The sequence below is a fragment of the Levilactobacillus brevis ATCC 14869 = DSM 20054 genome, assembly GCF_001433855.1.
Lineage (GTDB): Bacteria > Bacillota > Bacilli > Lactobacillales > Lactobacillaceae > Levilactobacillus > Levilactobacillus brevis.
Map to the genome: position 1 here is coordinate 234,761 of NZ_AZCP01000004.1, position 19,160 is coordinate 253,920.

The window sequence follows — 19,160 nt, forward strand, 5'->3', positions numbered from 1 at the left end:
CGTTTAATAAAAGAAGCCGAGTTCTCAGGACGAAAGATCTTCTGAGAACTCGGCTTCTTTTAGTCACGGTCACTTTGCTGATCAAGGGTGATCTTTAAGCGACGTTCATTGTAGAACAACAAGGTAACAAACATGACGATGTATAACAGTAGTGGCAACCAAGCATAATTTAAAATAATCATGTGTTGTGTTGCAGTATTTTGCGGGTGATTAGCCACGTATCCGGACAAGTGAAACAATCCGGCCGTTACTAAACCACCAAGGCCTAAACCGACATTAACCCCAAAGTCATCAGTTGACGCTAAGATGCCCTCGGCTTGAATCCCCAAAGCCATCCCATAACGAATGGTATCGGCAATCATAATGGAAACTAGACCGATAATCAAACCGTTACCAACTGAATTGATTAGAATACCCGCGAATAAGGGAACTAATTGATTGAACAAGACCCCCAGCGTTAAGATCAGTTGACCACCGGCGGCCAAGGCGATCCCACCCAACATTGTTTGTTTTTTCCCCCAAACGTGAGCCGCACGAACAATCAGCAAGACACCAATTAGTGCGGCAAAAGTAAAGCTGTTGGCCCACGGAACCAGTGCCTCACTATGTTGGATATATTTGAAGTAGTAAATCGTCGTTTGGTTCTTAATGGCTGTGGTTAGCCAATATAACAAGATGACCACAGAGATGATTAACCACGGTTGGTTACGTCGTAGCATCCGACCGACAGCTCGCCACGATTGGTGAGCATGTTCTGGATTGGTAAAGCGCTCACGAACGTGGAAAAAGGTATTCCAGATTAATGCCAGTGAGATGGCGCCAAACAAAATGATTGTGAGCAAAAATCCATGTTGCTGATTGCCGTGGCCGAACCAAGCAACCAGTGGCAATGTGAAGACGGCCACGATAATTTGCACCGAGCTACCACCAAATTGACGGATGACCCCTAGGAGCGTTAGTTCAGATTCGTTTTGGGTCATGGTCGGTAGGATTGAAGTGATGGGTAGGTTAACCGCGGTGTAAAAGAAACCCAGGCCCAGGTAAGTCACGTATGCCCAAATAAGTTTTCCTTGGGCACCGAATGGCGGGGTGACGAAGGTCAGCACGGCAAACAATACGTACGGCAAGGCGTACCAGAGGAAAAAGGGGCGACTCTTGCCCCATTTAGAATGCGTGTGATCAATCAACACACCGATGAGCAGGCTTTCAACCACATCAGCCAGCCGCGCAACGATAAATAAAATAGCGGCGGCACTAGCTGACAGGCCATAAATATCAGTATAAAAGAACAGGAGATACGTGGTCATCATTTGAAAGACCAAGTTATCGGCTGCATCACTCAGGCCATAGCTAATACGTTCAGGCCACTTTGTTTGCCAAGGAGAGTTCAACGGGTTACCTCCGTGCCACTAATGGCGATGACTTTGTTGCGTTAACCGCCGATAAACGTCGGTACCAACTAGATCGTTGGTAACCATCCAGACGATATGGCCGAGGGCCTCGGAAATGTGTTCGTCTTTTGGCTGTTCTTTAGCGGTGGGAACGGTGCCCATGGCGGGCATGATGCCGAGATGGAAGGCTACCCAGATGGCTAGTCCAAACCAAGTACCGGCATCCTTTTTGATGGCGGGTACCTTTTCACCGAGAATTTGGTATAGCACAGCGAAAGTGGTTGAAAAGCCAAAGTGGATGACAAAGCCAGCCCAAGGAATCTCGTGTCCGGAGTAGTGATAGCTAGCGTTTAAGATGCTATCTGGAATGCCAACTTGTTTCATTAAGGTTTCTGGTGGATTGACGGCGTCTCGTTTTGCGGTTCGGGGGGGCAACACATTCTCCCAACCGAGCTTAACGAAGCCAGAGATGATACCGGCCGCGCCGCCTGCAATGATTGCTGCGGGTAAATTTAAATGACGATGATCAAATAAGGTCACGATGACTACCTCCTTTAAGTAAGTACACTATTGAGTATACCGGTCTTACCAGAATTTAGGGGGAAATTTGCTTGAAGCGTGAGGCCATCTGGATGGTTTTAGATATGTTAAGCTGATAAGAGAGTCATGAAGGAATTGTTACTGTCAATTGAGTGAGAGAGGAGCGCGGCATGGCAAACATGTTTGAGCAGGGTTATATTGAGATTCAAGACGCCACCCAAAATAATTTGAAGCACGTTAATTTACGAGTACCTAAGTACCAAACAACGGTCTTTGTGGGCCTATCCGGCTCGGGTAAATCATCATTAGTTTTCGATACCATTGCGGCCGCCTCGCGTCGCGAATTGAATGAAACTTTCCCGAGTTTTACCCAGCAATATCTGCCTAAGTTTGGTCAACCCCACGTGGGACAAATTGCACATTTACCCGTGGCGATTGTGATTGAACAACAGCGATTGGGAAAAAATGCGCGGTCAACGTTGGCAACGTATACGGGGATTTACTCGTTGCTACGGCTACTATTTTCGCGAATTGGGCAGCCATTTATTGGCTACTCTGATAGCTTTTCGTTTAACTTACCACAGGGGATGTGTCCCACGTGTCAGGGATTGGGCTACGTTGATGACATTGATGAAAGTAAGCTGATTGACCCGGAGAAGTCGTTAAATGAAGGTGCAATTACCTTCGTCAGCTTTGATCCGGGCACCTGGCGCTGGCGACGATATGGGACGAGCGGGCTATTTGATAACGATAAGCCGTTGAAAGACTATACGCCGGCCGAATATGATCTCTTGATGCATGCGCCCCAGCAGCGATTAGCGCATCCAGGAGCTGGTTTTCCGCGGACAGCGTTATATGAAGGTGTCGTTCCGCGGATTCGCCGGTCGATTATTGGTAAAAAAGAGGCGGCACATCATCGAGAAGCAATTGCGGCGATTGTGACGCGCAAACCCTGTCCCACTTGTCAGGGAACGCGCTTAAAACCAGAAGTTTTGAAAAACCGAATTAACGGGCAAAATATTGCGCAGGTCAGTGCAATGGATTTACGCCACGTGTTAGCGTTCTTACAACAAATTACAGTCCCACTGGCGGCCGACGTCGTGCGTGAATTAACGACGAAGATTCAGTCATTAGTGGCGATTGGTCTGGGATATCTGACCTTGGATCGGGGGACGAGTTCACTATCTGGTGGTGAGGCCCAACGGATAAAAATTGCGAAGTATCTGACCAGTTCCTTGGTTGATATGGTCTATATTTTAGATGAACCCAGCGTGGGGTTGCACCCGCATGATATTCAGCTGATTAAGCAGGCCCTAACGAAGCTGAAGGATAAGGGGAATACCGTGCTAGTGGTTGAGCACAATCCGGCTATGATTGCGTTTGCCGATTATGTTGTTGAAATGGGACCACAAGCTGGTCAAGGTGGTGGTACCGTAACGTTTACTGGTAGTTACGCAGACCTACTGGCGTCAGATACGTTAACGGGGAAGTGGCTGCGTGAACCCCATCACTGGGGACCCGAACGACAACCCACGGGACAATTAGCGCTCAGAAAGATCACCCAAAATAATTTACAAGATGTGAATATCGATGTGCCACTGGGCGTGATGACGGTCATTTCTGGTGTCGCCGGTTCGGGTAAGTCCTCCCTGGTGACGGCCATTAAGGCGCATCTGCAGGATGACTATATTGATTTGGCGCAAGCACCGGTGGGGATTAACATTCGTTCGACGCCAGCAACTTATCTAGGGATTTTGGATGATATTCGTAAGCTCTTTAGCCAAGCTAACGGTCGGGTAGGTACGAGCCTCTTCAGCTATAATGGTAAAGGCGCTTGTCCCCGGTGTAAGGGTAAAGGGGTCACCATTACTAACATGGCCTTCATGGACCCGGTTGTCCAAACTTGTGAGTTGTGCCACGGGAAACGCTATAGTGACGCCGCATTACAGTATCACTATCAAGACAAAAACATTGCGGAGGTTCTCCAAATGTCCGTGACAGCTGCGGCCACATTTTTTGCGGATACACCAGCAATTGCCAAGAAGTTAGCCAACTTGGATCGGGTCGGTCTGGGGTACTTGACGTTGGCACAACCGTTGACTACTTTATCGGGTGGTGAGCTACAACGTTTAAAGCTGGCGGTTGAATTGGGTAAGCAAGGGACGGTGTATCTTTTGGATGAACCCACCGCTGGGTTGCATTTGCAGGATACGGCACGGTTATTGAAATTGTTTAATGAATTGGTAGAGACTGGCAACTCATTAATCATTATTGAGCATAACTTGGCCGTGATCAGTCAGGCTGACTGGTTAATCGACGTAGGTCCTGATGCGGGTCGTTATGGTGGTCGCATTCAGTACAGTGGAACGCCACGACAGTCTGTGACAGTTGCTGATTCGAAAACAGGTGTTGCTTTGAAACAGTGGCAACAGGATACGAAAGGATGATGGGTTATGCCATTAATGCGAGTTGATATGATTCGTGGCCGTAGTAAAGCGGAGATTCGTCAGATTTTGGATATTGCTTATCAGGTAGCCTCTGAGGAATTTCATTTGTTGCCCCGTGACCGTTATCAGGTCGTCACACAACATGAGCCAGAAGAAATGGTGATTGAAGACGTCGGATTGGGACTCCCGCGATCGACCAAGTTTTTATTATTCAGCTTAACTTCTAGCCCGCGTGCGGAGGCTGATAAAGAACGGTTCTATGCGCGATTGGTTCAGGAGTTAAGTACGCACACGGATGTGGCCCCCAGTGATATTATGATTAATCTGGTCACCAATACTAAGGCCGATTGGAGTTTCGGCAACGGGGAAGCCCAGTTTTTGAATGGTAAATTATGATAAAAGAGGCGGCCGGTTGGTCGTCTTTTTTTGCTACGGATTAAACGTACGTTCCCCATTTTTGCCGAATTATGGTAGACTGAAAGAACATGATTTTTGAGGATGGAGGAAATGGCTTAATGGCAACCACAATTTTAACGCCAGCTGAGAATCGTTTCTTACAGCTGAGTCAGCCAGCACTACAATTAACGGAGCTGACGCGGGTTATGCCACTTTTGCGTGATCACCCAACCATTAAAGACAGTAGTGATTTTCTGTCGCGGTCTACTCGGCAACTCTTACTGGATCAACGAGTGAACTGGTTGGTTCAAGGCAGTGATGTTTGGAAGTTGTTAGCGCGGTTACCGTATGCCATTAATGCGAGTGATCGACGCGCAGACTGGCACCATTGTGCGTTGTGCCATAAGCCGGTGCGCTACGAGTACCATGTGGTGTTGCGAACGGATGGACATGAGATTTTGGTGGGGTCGGAGTGCGTCAAGAAGTTCATGAGTGATGAGATGCAATACTTGATGACCATTACAACGGAGGATAACTTTCACGCAGTGGCCCAGTATGATGACCTGACGGCACAGTATCCCCAGGTTCCTGAAATACTATGGGATCAACAGGCCTTGCCCCACTTACCACAACAGCATCGTCGACGTCAGCATTGGGTGAAGAATGGGACGAAGACAACGGTCACCGGTTATTTGAAGCACCGCCAACAGATATTGCCAGAAACCCAATTATCGCCTTATTTGGCAGAATATACGCAATTGCAGGCGGTTGATCGCCAAATGGCTGAACGGCAACAAGTCCAACAACAACACGCCGTTCAACAGCAGGCCCAACTGGCTGAAAAAGAAGCGGCAGCTGCATGGCAGGCGGCCGATCAAGCGCAGCTCACGGCAGAACAACAGTTGCGTGCGTCAACTAGCTATCAGACCTATTTACAGGCAGTAGCCGCCTTAATGGTGCAACATTTACCCTTGCCCCAATTTAAACAGCGTTTGCGTGGAATCACCATGCCACCAGCACTCGGTCAATTGGTAAATTCTTATCAACTCAGCGTGATGGCAACTGAATTTGCACGGACGGGCCAAATCACGGCTACGCGGCTTCAAATTGTGCCCCGTTACCTAGTCGCTGATCTGAATCGGTTCAGCCGGCAGTTGGCCGCGCAGCGCCAGCGGGATTGGGATGATGACGTCTTTAATGCAGCACTAGGGTTTGAGCTGACAGCTGACCAGCGGCGACAACGATTGACGCAGCTGCGGGATTGCTGGGAGGGTCGGCAATTATCCGATGCCTGTTATGCGACGCTATTGAGGTTACGGGAATCTTGGCAGCAGTCTCCAGTTATTCCGGCAACGTGGCCCGAAAAGCTGAGACAAGCTTTTCAAGTGCGGTTGGCCGAACAACCTGCCACTGGTTGGGTACCGGCCAAGAAAAATCACGTGACGCCCAGCCAACTTCGGCAATTGATAACGTCACAAGCAGACTTTGCAACAGTTGTCGCGCAGTATCATCGGCTGTACGCCTTGCCAACCGCTACAGAAGCGGTGACGCTGTCGGCCTTACATCGTTATTACTTAGTTAAAGCGGATCAACGGGCCGGTCGGTCCAAGGCGACGGCTAAGCTGGTAACGGAGTTGTTGAAAGAAGCTGTGGATGACTGATGGTTATGTGTATTAGCCAGTAAGTAATCAAAAAAATGAGATCATCCATCAGGATGGTCTCATTTTTAGTTAAATATGCTGAGGTTCATGACGGATATTTCCCAATGAAATTCCCAGCGATATCAGAATAAGCGGCCAGTTCAAGGCGACATTGTACAACCAGAAATGGTCGGCATTCGTGGGGCTAAAGAATGCCAGCAATGGCTGGGCCATAATGGCACTCACGGCGACTAACAGGCCGAACATGGTCAGTTGACCTAATAAGCCACCATAAGTTGAGAAGCGGTATTTATGAACGATAGCAAGATCGTGATCAATGTCCGTGGCTTCATAGAGGGTCGTGTTGATGGTGGGGTTATCGTAGCCGATATAAAGCGTAATCAGTAAGAGGGCCACGAGGTAGCTTAGCCGCCAAGGAATGAGCAGTAAAAGGTGTCCCACGATGAGACTGCCCTGACTGAGACGCTGGGCCAAAGCCGTTTGGTGTTTGGCGAGTACTTGGAAAACGGCGTAGCCGGCTTCAAAACCCAGTAAATACAACCCGAAGACGAGGTACATGCCGATGCTTCCCCAATAAAAATAGGCAAAAAAACTGTTGAACAGTAGAACAAAACTAATTAAGAAGCCCCGATTTAACAGGCGCATCTTGTAATCGGGGAGTACATGGCGATCGCTATACAACTCTATTGAGAAGACGATCAAAGCGATGGCAATAATGGTTAACGTTACCCAACTTGGGAGATTTAAATGTGCTTTGCGTAAAGTGGTTAATACGGCGATGCCGGCAAAGCCAATCAAGGACAGTAACCAGCGCCAGATGTGATGTAGTCGATGAATCTTGTGCGAACGATGTTGGTAGAAATCGTTGACGAAGTTCCCCAGTAAGACACCACCGGGGATGGCGCCGAGATAAAGTAAGGCCAGAACACTGAAAGTCAGGGTATAACTGAGGCCTAAGGACAAATCGATTGCCAGCATGATGCCTAATAAGGCAAAGACTAACCAGTAGAGACGTTTCATTTTGAAGCTGGTGGTATGGGTCAGGTGAAGCTTGATCGTCAAAAAGTAGGGCCAGATCGTAGCGGCGCTGTATCCCCATAAGAGGCTCCCAATGATGAGCCAACCGACACTAGAACTGAGGGCAAATAGCAGGCTCCCCAGTGCACCTAAAATCAGGGTGACCAGTAGATACGTCGTCGAATTAAGATTTAACCGCTTGGTGTAAAAGATGCTGGCTGCTCGTGAAATATAAAAGGCGACTAGAGCAATCAGAAACGTGGTACTTTGGGTTTGCTGATAGCGTAACAAAATTAAAATGTAGGGCAACATGATCCCCACGTTAGCTAGAAAGTTTAGTGTACCAATAGAAAAATCAATACCGGCTTGCCGGAAACGGGCCACCGTCATCAGCTCCTCAAAATTATTTAGTCCTAGTATAGCAAATTCCATGGATGGGATGCTTAATGTAGGGTCATAAGGTCACCTAAATAAGCCATGTCGCCAGAACTTGAAGTTTTGACAACATGGCTTATTTACCAGTAATAACGAATGAATTAACGTTCCGAAGAGGTCTTAGGCGTTAATCGCTTTTCAATAAAGGATAACACCAAATCGGTAATGATGGCCATCAAGGCGGTTGGTAACGCCCCCGCTAAGATAATAGCTCCACCATCAGTTGCGTTAGTTCCCCGGACAATGATGTCACCAAGACCACCAGAACCGATGAAGGAACCGATAACGGTAATCCCGATACCGATAACTAAGGCGTTACGAATCCCGGCGATAATGACGGATAAGGAAAGGGGGAGCCGAATGGTTTTCATGATTTGAAAGCCGGTCATCCCCATCCCCTTTCCGGCATCTAAGACGTCGCGGTCAACGCTCAACATCCCGGTGTAGGTATTTTTAATAATCGGGAGGAGTGAGTAAAGAAAGACCGTGACGATAACCGTCGTTTGGCCCAATCCCAGTCCTAGCATCAAGATCGATAGCATGGCTAACGAGGGGATGGTTTGAATAACATTGGCAATCCCGATAATGACGGGGGATAACCGCCGATATTGGGAGATCCAAATGCCTAATGGAATCCCGACAATTGCACCCAACAGCACCCCATAAATCGAAACGAGGAACGTTTGGTTAAATTGACTGAGCACGTACATCCCGTTGTGGCTAAAGTAATAGACCAACTGGCTAAACAGACCCATGTCTTTCATGTTAGTTGTTCCCTCCTTCGAAGTAGTGGTGTTGTTTCAAATAATTCATGGCAACTGTCTGCGGTTCTTCAAGTTCGTCGTCAACCTTGTAGTTCAGTTCCTGCATGGTCTTCAACGAGATCTTACCCTCGAGTTTTTCTAAGACGGGTTTCAGTTCCGGATGCTTTTTCAAAATGGCGTTAGTGGCCACTGGACTGGCATCGTATGGTGGGAAGAAATGCTTATCATCCTTCAGTAACTTCAGATGATAACTGGCAACCCGACCATCAGTGGAGTAGCCAAGAATGGCATCCATTTTATTAGCCGATAAGGCATCATAGAGCAGTCCAGTCTGCATCGGATAAACGGTGCCAAAGCTATAACCATACATTTTTTGGAACGATGGATACCCGTCACCTTGGCGGTTTTGCCAAATTTGGTCGATGCCGACCTTCATCTTAGGCGCCAACTTTTTCATATCACTGACGGTCTTTAAGTGATGCTGCTTGGCATACTTTTGGGTGACCATCCACGCGTAAGTATCCGCGAAGCCATACGTCTTAAAGTAGGTCATGTGATACCGATCTTGAAACCCTTTCGTCACCGTTGCCTTAACTTTGGCCGGGTCTCGTTCGAATTTCTCGTTAAGAATCGTGGTAAGGTCGGTCCCATAGAAACGAATGGCGGAAATATCGGCGTTGCCATTCTTTAACGCGTTAAAACTAACATTTCCGGACCCGAGGTTATTGATGATCGATGTTTTTAAGCTTGTGTCATGTTCAATCATGCCCGCAATCATATAGGCCATGATTTGTTGCTCAGTCGTATTTTGCGAGGCAATTCGTATTGTATCATTACCTGAACCAGCTAGACCTGGTAAGGAACAGCCACCCAGTGGTAAGAGGATGACAGCGGCCAAAAGTCCAGCGAGCCATTTTCGTAAGTGTTTGCGCATAGCGAGCCTCCTATCGTAATTGCCGTGGTGTCACGGCTGTTTCCAGTTTACCCAATAAGTAATCGACGATTAGTGCCAACAGGATAACCGGAATTGACCCGCCCAAGATTAAGTCGGAACGGTAGAGGTTCAAACCATTGAAAATGAAGTCACCTAGGCCACCAGCACCGATATAAGATGCCAACGTTGCCCAAGCAATCACATAGGTTGCTGAGAGCCGAATACCGGCCATAATCACGGGAGCTGCTAAGGGGATTTCGGCTCGCAGCATCATTTGCCACCAAGTCATGCCCATGCCTTTAGCGGCATCACGAACGGTTGGTGAGACCCCTTGCATCCCCAAATAGGTGTTCCGCAAGATGGGAAGTAGTGAGTAGATGAATAGGGCGACGATGGCTGGTGTCGATCCAATCCCAAAGATGGGAATCATCATGGCTAATAATGCCATGGCAGGGATCGTTTGAAGAACACCAGCTAACGTAATCACAAAATTCGCGCCGTGTTTCATTCGCGTCAGTAAAATTCCCAGCGGAACGGCTACGATAACGCCCAGAGCGAGTGCCGCTGCCGAAATGTAGAGATGTTGGCCGGTCTTACTGATCAGCTGTGTCCCATAAGTCGCTAGAAAATGCATCATTTCTCGGTGTCGCCCCCTTCATGAGTGGCTGCTGCGTGAATATCAGCATTGATTGGGGAAGCGGGAGTTTCATCAGCTTCTGGTGCTCCACGCAAAGCGTCATACACGATATCAACCAATGCGGTCCGCGTGACGATCCCGACGAGCCGTTTTTGTTTATCAACGACTGGAACGTTTTTAACCCCCTGTTTGAGAATCCGATCAACGGTATCACCGATTAGCGAGTCAGCTTTGACATAAAAGACCTTTTCGTTCGTCAGCTCACTGATTGGCGTATGTGGATCAGTCGTCCGGTTAATATCGTCTAAGTCAATGTAGCCTTGTAAGACCCCATTGGCATCTGTAACCAGCAAGGTATCCACTCGACGATCATGCATGACGTCAATGGCATCGTCTAACGTCTTATCTGGCGTAATAGCGACAGGGTTCTTTAACATGATTTGACTAACGGACAGGATATTTGGTTGGGCGCGAATCAAGCGTTCTTCACCAATCAAGTTCGTAACGAATTCGTTGGCTGGGTGACGCAAGATGTTTTCGGGCGTATCCACTTGGACCTGCTTACCTTGACTCATAATGACCACCTTGGTTGCTAGGTGGAGGGCTTCATCCATATCATGCGTCACAAAGATAAAGGTTTTACCCAAGTCCTCTTGTAAATGTTTGACTAAATCCTGTAATGATTCCCGCGTGATTGGGTCCAAGGCACCAAAGGGTTCATCCATTAGAATGATTTCTTGGTCAGCGGCCAAGGCACGTACGACCCCAATCCGTTGTTGTTGCCCACCGGATAATTCACCAGGGTAGCGTTGCAGCATCTCATCGGGGAGTTGGGCCAATTCAATCATTTTATGGGCTTGTTTAGCCCGTTTTTCTTTAGACCAGCCCAGCAATTTAGGGACGATTTCAATATTTTCTTGAATCGTCATGTGGGGCATTAACCCGATATTTTGAATGACATAACCGATTGAACGACGGAGCTTGACGGGGTCCATCTTCGAGATGTCCTTATCGTTGATCTTAATGGTACCAGAAGTTTGGTTGAGCATACGGTTAATCATCCGCATGGTCGTGGTCTTCCCGGAACCAGAGGTCCCAATAAAAGCAATAAATTCACCGCGGTCGACTTCAAGGTTGAAGTCGTCAACGGCAACTTTACCGTTGGGATATTCTTTACGTAGATGTTCCATTGAAAGTAGCATAGATTAACCTCCTGAGTAATGATGTTACTGAACCGGCAAAGTGCCGGAAATAAAAAGACGATCGGTGTGCCGGGAGCACACGTCAGAGCGGGAGCAACCTGGGGACCGGTCGTATTTGATTTTTCGGCTTACGATTAAACCTATTGTACACGATTTACCAGTAATTTCCAAACGGATACAATTCCTGGTGTTGATAATCATGTCATGTAAATGCCTGAACAACCCGGTCAAAACGCTGTACCCATCGGCTTGGGTGGCGATAGTCAAAATCTGTTTTTTGATAAGAAAATTCTTATTAAGAGGAGTGGATTTTTTACCAAAAAAAGGGTTGCCTTCGACCTGCTCGAACCCTGTATACTACATAACATCAACAAAACCGAAAGGGAGTTACGATCTTGAAACGAATCCTGCTTGCTGGCGCAATGGACGCGACCAGCCAAACCTTTGTCCGACAACTAAGCGAAAATAATCAGCTTCAGCTGACGGTGTACACCCCTAGTGCAGTGACCCTCCCCCAAACTGTGACCGCATTAACTGAGGAAACACTCGACGAAGGTGGTTTGACGGCTGCTATGATGGATCAAGACATCGTGGTGGCTTTGATCCCAACAATTAAGCTAGCTAATACTGTGACGACATTAATTACTGCCGCTCAGGCTACCGGAACGTCACAAGTGATTGTGAGTCGGACCGATGACATTGTTGAATTGCCGGGACAAATCCGCGATGCCCGTCGCCGATTAATGACAGCACATTTAAATTTTGACTTGGTTGATGGACTTGCTGGCGTAAGCACGTTGCTGGCGGTTAATCCAGCACCAACGGCGGTTTTTGACCCCGAAACGTCTTTTCCCATTGAACAAATGATGAGTTAAAGAAAACGCGTTGCCCATCAGGACAACGCGTTTTTTTATGCGGCTTGGGTTTTAGAGCGGCGAATTTCAGGAACTAGCCACCAAACCAGTAACAGGTTAATCAGCATGAGCAGAGCGGTTGAGATAAAGACGGCGTTGTAATTAAAGACACCGGCAATCCAACCACCCAGCAGTGACCCCAGCATATTACCGATTGACTGAAAGGACTGATTCCAACTGAAGACCGTCGACGTCAGTTCGACTGGCGAGTTTTTGGTCAGTAGGGTTTGAATCTCCGGGAACAATGCCCCGTCAGAAATGCCAATCATGAAGCGCAGAATCCCTAACATCCAGACGCTGGTGACAAAGCCTTGCGGTAAATACATGAGAAAGGCAAAGACGTAGCCGAAGATCAAGACTTTTCCCGAGCCGTGTTGATCGCCGTAACGACCTAATCGGGGTGAGGCAAAAATATTTGAAATCCCCGGTAATGCGGCAATTATCCCAGCAACTACCGTAATGGGACCGACGTTATGCATGAGTTCCTTGACGTACAAGCTAATAATGGGGGAGATGGAGATATTCCCAAATTGAACAATGAGCGTTGAGGATAACAAGACCAGAATTAATTTGGGATTAGGGAAGGCTGCCAGTGGATTATGACTTTTAGCCGCCCCAGGTTGCTTGACGACGGGCTTGAACTGTTCTTCAACGAAGACCCAACTTAAAATAAACGTCGAAAAGAGCAATAAGGCTGTGATGAAAAAGGTCAATCGAATGGAGAAGACCTGGGCCAAAACCCCACCGATGACCGGACCTAGTAGCATGCCACTCGTGACACCGGTCATTAATGTGCTGAGGGAAGCCCCACTGTGTTTACGGGGTGTTTGCGAGGCGACTAACGCCTGGGCATTAGAAATGAATCCGGCAAAGACACCCTGTAATGCCCGTAAGGCCACTAACTGCCAAACGCTGGTGGCAAAGCCCATTAAGGCCATGGCTACGGCCGTACCTAATGAAGCGCGCATTAACATGAGCTTACGACCCTTGCGATCGGCAACCATTCCCCAAAGGGGGGAAGCAATGGCACTGACAAAGAAGTCAGCAGCGTACACGAGGCCACTATACATGGTGACTTGTGACTTGGTGTAATCGCCAAGACTACTAATATATAGCGATAAAAATGGCATGATCTCACTAAATGCCATGCCGGCAACGAACGTACAGAACCAGAGAACCCGCAGATTACGCCGCCAAGGCCCGCGTTCTCTTTCAGCTTCGTCCAAAATATGTCAACTCCTATAACTTGAATTAATTGATCAGGTTACCCTAGGTAACGCGAACCAATTGTGACTTATCCGTAATGGTAACTTTACTAAGATACGCCCATAGCCGCGGAAGGTCAACGTTAACGACTCATTTGTATGCGCTCGCAATGGTTTAAATAAGGGGCTACCACTCAATGAAATTAAGTTTAGGTTACGGTTGAAAATAAAAAACGCCTAGGGCCAAAGTCCTAGACGTTTCGGGTTTCCAAATAGTGATTAATTCAATGTGGATCAACTAATGGTCGTTCATGCCACTCATTAGAGACTAGTCTTGTGGGAAATACGCACCATCGGCAATCTTTTCTAAGAGTCGCCGCGATGGGATGAAGAAGGCCGCCCCAGTAATGGGGGTGCTGAAGTCCAGTAGGCGATCGCTTTGGCTAAACATGTTGGTTAACATGCGTTGCGTCACGGTAAAGTGCCGCGCGTAGCCAATAAAGTAAGTTCCAACGATCCCTTTACCTGGTTCAGCGTAGGGCACATTCATGCGGACAATCTTGTGTTCAATATCACCATCATTGTCTTGTGAGGCAATGTTATGGGCATTCGGTAGCTTTTCGTCATCGTCTAGTTCCCGATCGCTGAATTTATGGCGACCAATCGCCTTTTCTTGATCCTCGGTGTGCAGGCCATTCCACGCGTCCATATTGTGGGTGTACTTCTGAGCAAAGGCGTAAGAACCATTAATAAATTCAGGATCTTCATCGCCAATCAATGCGTACTGCGTAGCATCTTGGCCAGCAGGATTTTCGGTCCCATCGATGAAGCCGATGATTGCTCGGCCCTCAAAATACCGGAACCCCGGTGTTTCATCGACAACGGTGGTCCAATCGCGTAAGAACTCACGGGCTTGATCGAGCACTTCGTAGACGACGGCCATCGTTTTGGCCCGGACGTGTAGGAATAGGTCAGCCGGAGTTGCCGGTGCGCTGTATTTAGGTCCGGTTACGCCGGTGAAATCAACGAGTTCTTTCGGTCGGTTGGCTGTAGGAAAAAGAAGCCGCCAAGCCGTTGCCCCAATACCGAAAGCAACTTTTAAATCAGCATCTGGATAGCGAATTACCATACTACGCTCAATTGCGGCCAAACGGTCGGCAAACTCGGCCAATGCTTCACGGTCGCCTGATAGGTCATCACGGTTAATTAGATACGTGGTAAACATGATATTATCGCCGGCGTCACGGTAGACATCTTGCGCGTCAGCTGGATTGATTGACATAAGAACATCCCCCTAATTCTAATAATCGATTTTAGTATAGCATGATCTCGGCGTTAGACGGTGAATAAGTTATCGAGTGATAATAGTTACGAAATAATGATACATAAAAAGAGCCTAAGCTATAGCTTAAGCTCAAAGATTTAGGCCTGTTCAAACTGATGAATGCCCGTCGCCAGACGATTCAAGCCATCTTGTAGGCGAGCTGGGGGACAAGCCACATTGATACGGACGAAGTCGTGACCGTCACCGCCATAGACCGCACCGGCAGAGATGAACAAGCCGGTTGTTTGCCGAATTGCCGAGCACAGGGCCTGGGTATCCTGGGTGACATCGCGACAGTCAATCCAGACCAGATAGGTGGCGTGACCAGCAATCACGTGTAGCTCTGGTAGTTGTTGCTGTACGAATGTCGTGAGGGTTTGCTTGTTAGCCGTAATTGTTGCGTTTAGTTCATGAACCCACTGTGAGCCAGTTGTATAGGCCGCAATCGAGCCAGGAATGGCAAAAGCGTTGGGTTCCGCCAGTTCGTCGGTATTGATCCCCCGGTCGACTTGGTTGCGTAAGTTCTCGTTGGGAATGATCAGAGTCGCAGCGTGTAAGGCAGCGACATTAAAGGTCTTGCTAGGAGATACCGCCGTTACACTAAGATTAGCCGCCAAATCACTTACAGCGGCAAATGGCGTATAGCCATGACCGGCATCCGTGATGTCACCGTGAATCTCATCACTAAAGACGGTGACGTGATGAGTGGCCGCCAGTTCCGCGATATGTTGCAGATCCGCCGATGTCCAGACCTTACCGACTGGATTGTGGGGGTTACAGAGGATCATCATGGTCGTGAGGGGTTCTGCCATCTTTGCCGCGAGATCGTCCCAGTCAATAGTATAGGCGCCCGCGTGAAATTGCAGGTCACTAGATAAGACGTGCCGACCGTTATTGACGATCGAATTATAGAAGATATTGTAGACGGGCGCTTGCACCAAGACGTTATCGCCGACGTGACTCAAACGGCGGACAGCTGAAGAGAGTGCAGGCACAACACCAGTCACAAAACGCATCCAATCCGTATTAGGGGCCCAGTTATGTTCCGTGGCGTACCAGTGTTGCACGGCTTCAAAGTAAGCTGCGGGAACCTCTTCGTAACCAAAGATGCCGCCGTCCGCCTTTTGTTTGATAGCGCTGATAATGCCGGGAGCGGTCCGGAAGTCCATGTCTGCTACCCACATGGGGAGCTCGTTGTCTTGGACGTCCCACTTAACTGAGTCAGTATGGCGCCGGTCGATCATTTCTGAAAAATCATACTGCATTACGGTAATGCCTCCTTGGTAGTTGTAATGGTGGTACGGTGTTCGTCAATGGTGGGATCATCGAAGATTACCTGACCAATTGCGGGTGCGGTGATTTGGCCGTTAACCGGATTTTTCACGCTATCAATTGCCGTATTGATGGTGGCGTCGATATCCGTGCAGTACTCGAAGGACAAGTCGGTATTGATAAGCGAACAGTTTTTGAGCGTGAGATGGTCCACGTAACACAGGCCTTGATCGCTTTCGAGCCAACAGTTGACGAAGGTAATGTTCTTGGTGTTCCACGCTAAATACTCGCCGATAATGGTGGAATCATAAACAGTGACGTTGTCACAATTCCAGAAGGCGTCATGGGTAATTAACGTGGAATGATGAACCTCGACGTTTTTACTACCGTCAAAGGCATAGTTCCCGGTGATTTTTAGGTGATCAGCATAGACATTTTCACTATTCATGCCGAAGTAATCACCCGTTGCCGTCACGTTACGCAAATCAACGTCTTGGCACCACCAAAGGGTTTCACCAGCGTCCGCAAAAGTTACATCGTCTAGTTTGAGATGACTAGCATGCCGAAAGGTCTTAGTGGCCCGAATCAAGCTGTGCTGCATGGTGAGATCGTCTGTGTACCAAATACCAGCGTGAGCGTCTGGCTGCCACGTCGTGTGCGTTAGATTAGCGTGATGGGCGTACCATAACGGGTACTTCCATTTGAAGATGGTGTGATCAATGGCGACACTACGCGCGTGCTTTAATGGGGATTCACCATCGACGAAGGTGCTATTGGTAATGTGGAGATCGTGACCTTGAAACAAGGCCCGTTCGCCAGTTAAAGTTTGTTGATTAATTTCTGTAGTCAAGTGTGTTGTCGACTCCTTTTATCCGTTGAAGTTACTAGAATTGGTGAGGCGTACTCGCTCACTAGTAACTAGTCTAGTACCTTCGAGTGGCTTTAAGGCAAGTCATTTAGTTAAAAATTTTAAATTTGACGTCGATACCAGTAGAAACGATCGACAATCAGCAGGCCACTGAGCCACATACCACCGAATAACAACCAGAATTTACCATTTGATAAGACGGGGGCCACGCTTTGTTGTTGAACACGGAACTGAAGATACTGATTGGCGTGGCCGATGATTGCTTGGGGTAATAAACGATAGGTTGCTGGCGCGGTGACGAGTTTTAGTGGTTGGGTGCCACGATTAGTCACACTTAGCGTGTAATGTCCCGCCATTTGGGGTGGGAAGTTCCAAGTTAAACGTGGTCGTTGTCCCCGCGATTGCCAGACCACTTTACCGTGAGCATCACGTAAGATTAACTGGCCCGTCAGTCGTCGCTGCCCCTGATTAATGATGATTTGATCGAAAGGAAGACTGGCAGTAAAGGGTTGTGTCAGTGTGTGATGGGGGGCAACCGTCAATCGGTGATTTTGGTAATACCGTCCCTCATTTTGACTAACGACACTGACCGGTTCGCTGTTAGAATGCACCATCAAACCGGCGTTTTGCCACGCTGCAATGCCTAAGAGCACCGTGAAGGCAGCACCAACACCTAGGGGTAACCAGCGTGATCGTAATGAATAACGCAAGACATTTACCGGTTGACGATAACCGGCGGCCGTACCAGCGAGTAGCAAGGGGAGTAGCGGGAGTGCATAGCGTTCTTCAGCCTCCCAGAAGATAATGTGAAAGCAGGCTAAGCCAATGAAAGTTAAGCCCCCCAATAGATAGGTAGCGGTTAAATGACGCCGTCGAAGCTGCTGAATTCCCCAGCCTAGGTTGACCAAGAGGAGGGTTAGATAGGTGATTTGACACCAGCTGGCAAGAAACCAATCGCTGGTGGCCCGGTGCTGGCGATACCAGTTAGGCGCCCGATCAAAGGCGGGATTAACTTGAAAACTATCGAAGGTCCCATTGGCCAAAAAGAGCCGTGCCTTTTGATAGAGGTGGCCGCTAATGCCAGCTGGCCCTAACGTGTCCAGCCGGTGCGTTAGGGTGGTTTTAGCCCACGCTCGTTTGGCAGATTGTGTTGGCTGTTGGCGAATGTGCGTGACATCTGGCCGATTGTATTGCCCCGAATAGTCGGGATTCCAGCTCATGGCGACCCAGCTAAGTGCCGGTAAGGCCTGGTCAGGGTTAAGGCGATAACCGTTGGCCCGCTGCCAATTGTGACTTAGTCCGTTGCCGGCAATTAAAGTTGCTAGCAAGATGAGGGTGAATAGGCACCGGGTGACGCTTTGATGAGGCGCCTGATTTGGTCGGAGCCACAGGGTAAGCAAGGTGGCAATCAATAGGACGACCAGATTAGCTTTTAACAAGTAGGCGGCGACTAAAAAGAGACTGAGTAACAGACTACGGCCCACGATTTGTTGCCAGGTTTCAGCTTGCTGAAGCCGATAAAATGTCACGACGGCAAGCATGATTAAAGGCAAGACGTAGACATCACTGTAGGTATTGAGCGCATATGCATAGAGTGGAACGGCCGTGATGACGAGACTTAAGAAGAGATTGGCGCGGGCAGGATTATGTTGGCGCAAGACGTGCCACACAGCGACTAGACCACAGTCCAACCAGATAAACTGAATCAGATTAAGGGTTACGCCAGTTCCGAGATGCATGAGGGTACTTAATAGGAGCGTAAAGGTGACATTGTTGGGGTACGTATAGAAGTAGGCTGCCCAGTGATGGTTACCCTGTAGCAAATTCAAGGCCTGTTGGTGAACAAAGTACAGATCAGCTCGGGGAGCGGCCACCCATGCGGTGGCCACCCATAGTTGAATGAGCAACAATAGCACCCACAGCCCGCCGGTTACCCACCAGTCAAACCGTTTTGGTAAGCGATGAAGGTAGCGAAATAACAATCCGATGCCCCCTAAATACAGGCCACTGGCGATGATTAATGCGAGCGGTTTCAACCAATCATGATCTACGCGAATGGTGACTGGAAATAAGGCTAGTAACCAAGTTAGCAGTAACCCAAGGCTAATCAGCCCCCCTAAGCCAACCGTTAATGTGTGTCGAATTTTCATGAA

The 19,160-nt window shown here is 48.4% G+C and carries 16 protein-coding genes; 4 read left to right on the forward strand and 12 right to left on the reverse strand.

Annotated elements, in window-relative coordinates:
- Nucleotides 1-59 precede the first annotated feature (59 nt).
- The gene (locus tag FC61_RS09035; RefSeq protein ID WP_021740835.1) at nucleotides 60-1,391 is read right to left on the reverse strand and encodes an MFS transporter; all 1,332 of its coding nucleotides are present in this window, start codon (nucleotides 1,389-1,391) and stop codon (nucleotides 60-62) included.
- An 18-nt stretch (nucleotides 1,392-1,409) separates the two neighbouring features.
- Nucleotides 1,410-1,931: a DUF1440 domain-containing protein gene (locus tag FC61_RS09040; protein ID WP_011667081.1), complete on the reverse strand. Its 522-nt coding sequence runs from the start codon at nucleotides 1,929-1,931 to the stop codon at nucleotides 1,410-1,412.
- 179 nt (nucleotides 1,932-2,110) lie between these two features.
- On the opposite strand from FC61_RS09040, the gene FC61_RS09045 reads away from it, so the two are divergent.
- The 3 genes from FC61_RS09045 (at nucleotide 2,111) to FC61_RS09055 (ending at nucleotide 6,435) form a co-directional block, all read left to right on the forward strand.
- Entirely contained in the window at nucleotides 2,111-4,378 is a 2,268-nt protein-coding gene (locus tag FC61_RS09045) for an ATP-binding cassette domain-containing protein (protein WP_042516752.1), read from the forward strand.
- Between the two features lie 6 nt (nucleotides 4,379-4,384).
- Nucleotides 4,385-4,774: a tautomerase family protein gene (locus FC61_RS09050; protein ID WP_011667083.1), complete on the forward strand. Its 390-nt coding sequence runs from the start codon at nucleotides 4,385-4,387 to the stop codon at nucleotides 4,772-4,774.
- 119 nt (nucleotides 4,775-4,893) lie between these two features.
- Nucleotides 4,894-6,435 carry a hypothetical protein gene (locus FC61_RS09055; protein WP_035464957.1) on the forward strand — a complete coding sequence of 514 codons (1,542 nt, stop codon included), beginning with the start codon at nucleotides 4,894-4,896 and terminating at the stop codon, nucleotides 6,433-6,435.
- A gap of 69 nt (nucleotides 6,436-6,504) precedes the next feature.
- On the opposite strand, the gene FC61_RS09060 is transcribed toward FC61_RS09055, so the two are convergent.
- From FC61_RS09060 to FC61_RS09080, 5 genes are all read right to left on the reverse strand, one after another.
- Nucleotides 6,505-7,836 (reverse strand): hypothetical protein, encoded by a 1,332-nt coding sequence (locus FC61_RS09060; RefSeq protein WP_024525829.1) that lies wholly within the window; start codon nucleotides 7,834-7,836, stop codon nucleotides 6,505-6,507.
- A 152-nt stretch (nucleotides 7,837-7,988) separates the two neighbouring features.
- On the reverse strand, nucleotides 7,989-8,651 hold the full coding sequence (locus FC61_RS09065; protein WP_011667086.1) for an ABC transporter permease: 663 nt from the start codon (nucleotides 8,649-8,651) through the stop codon (nucleotides 7,989-7,991).
- A 1-nt stretch (nucleotide 8,652) separates the two neighbouring features.
- A complete protein-coding gene (locus FC61_RS09070; RefSeq protein ID WP_021742493.1) occupies nucleotides 8,653-9,585 on the reverse strand; it encodes an osmoprotectant ABC transporter substrate-binding protein in 933 nt (310 codons plus the stop codon).
- 10 nt (nucleotides 9,586-9,595) lie between these two features.
- A complete protein-coding gene (locus tag FC61_RS09075; protein WP_021742494.1) occupies nucleotides 9,596-10,222 on the reverse strand; it encodes an ABC transporter permease in 627 nt (208 codons plus the stop codon).
- Nucleotides 10,219-11,424, reverse strand: coding sequence for a betaine/proline/choline family ABC transporter ATP-binding protein (locus FC61_RS09080; RefSeq protein ID WP_011667089.1), 1,206 nt, complete (start codon nucleotides 11,422-11,424; stop codon nucleotides 10,219-10,221). The genes FC61_RS09075 and FC61_RS09080 overlap by 4 nt, the downstream gene beginning before the upstream one ends.
- Nucleotides 11,425-11,819: 395 nt before the next feature.
- Between FC61_RS09080 and FC61_RS09085 the strand changes: the two genes are divergently transcribed.
- Nucleotides 11,820-12,299 (forward strand): Rossmann-fold NAD(P)-binding domain-containing protein, encoded by a 480-nt coding sequence (locus FC61_RS09085; RefSeq protein WP_021742496.1) that lies wholly within the window; start codon nucleotides 11,820-11,822, stop codon nucleotides 12,297-12,299.
- A 35-nt stretch (nucleotides 12,300-12,334) separates the two neighbouring features.
- Here the strand turns inward: FC61_RS09085 and FC61_RS09090 are convergent, their stop codons facing one another.
- From FC61_RS09090 to FC61_RS09110, 5 genes are all read right to left on the reverse strand, one after another.
- Nucleotides 12,335-13,564 (reverse strand): MFS transporter, encoded by a 1,230-nt coding sequence (locus tag FC61_RS09090; RefSeq protein WP_035464958.1) that lies wholly within the window; start codon nucleotides 13,562-13,564, stop codon nucleotides 12,335-12,337.
- Between the two features lie 307 nt (nucleotides 13,565-13,871).
- On the reverse strand, nucleotides 13,872-14,825 hold the full coding sequence (locus FC61_RS09095; RefSeq protein ID WP_021742498.1) for a Dyp-type peroxidase: 954 nt from the start codon (nucleotides 14,823-14,825) through the stop codon (nucleotides 13,872-13,874).
- Between the two features lie 140 nt (nucleotides 14,826-14,965).
- A complete protein-coding gene (locus tag FC61_RS09100; RefSeq protein WP_021742499.1) occupies nucleotides 14,966-16,132 on the reverse strand; it encodes a MalY/PatB family protein in 1,167 nt (388 codons plus the stop codon).
- Complete coding sequence (locus tag FC61_RS09105; RefSeq protein ID WP_021742500.1) at nucleotides 16,132-16,989, reverse strand: DUF3737 family protein; 858 nt, start codon at nucleotides 16,987-16,989, stop codon at nucleotides 16,132-16,134. Before FC61_RS09105 ends, FC61_RS09100 begins: the two co-directional genes overlap by 1 nt.
- Nucleotides 16,990-17,108: 119 nt before the next feature.
- Entirely contained in the window at nucleotides 17,109-19,157 is a 2,049-nt protein-coding gene (locus FC61_RS09110; protein ID WP_021742501.1) for a hypothetical protein, read from the reverse strand.
- Nucleotides 19,158-19,160 lie beyond the last annotated feature (3 nt).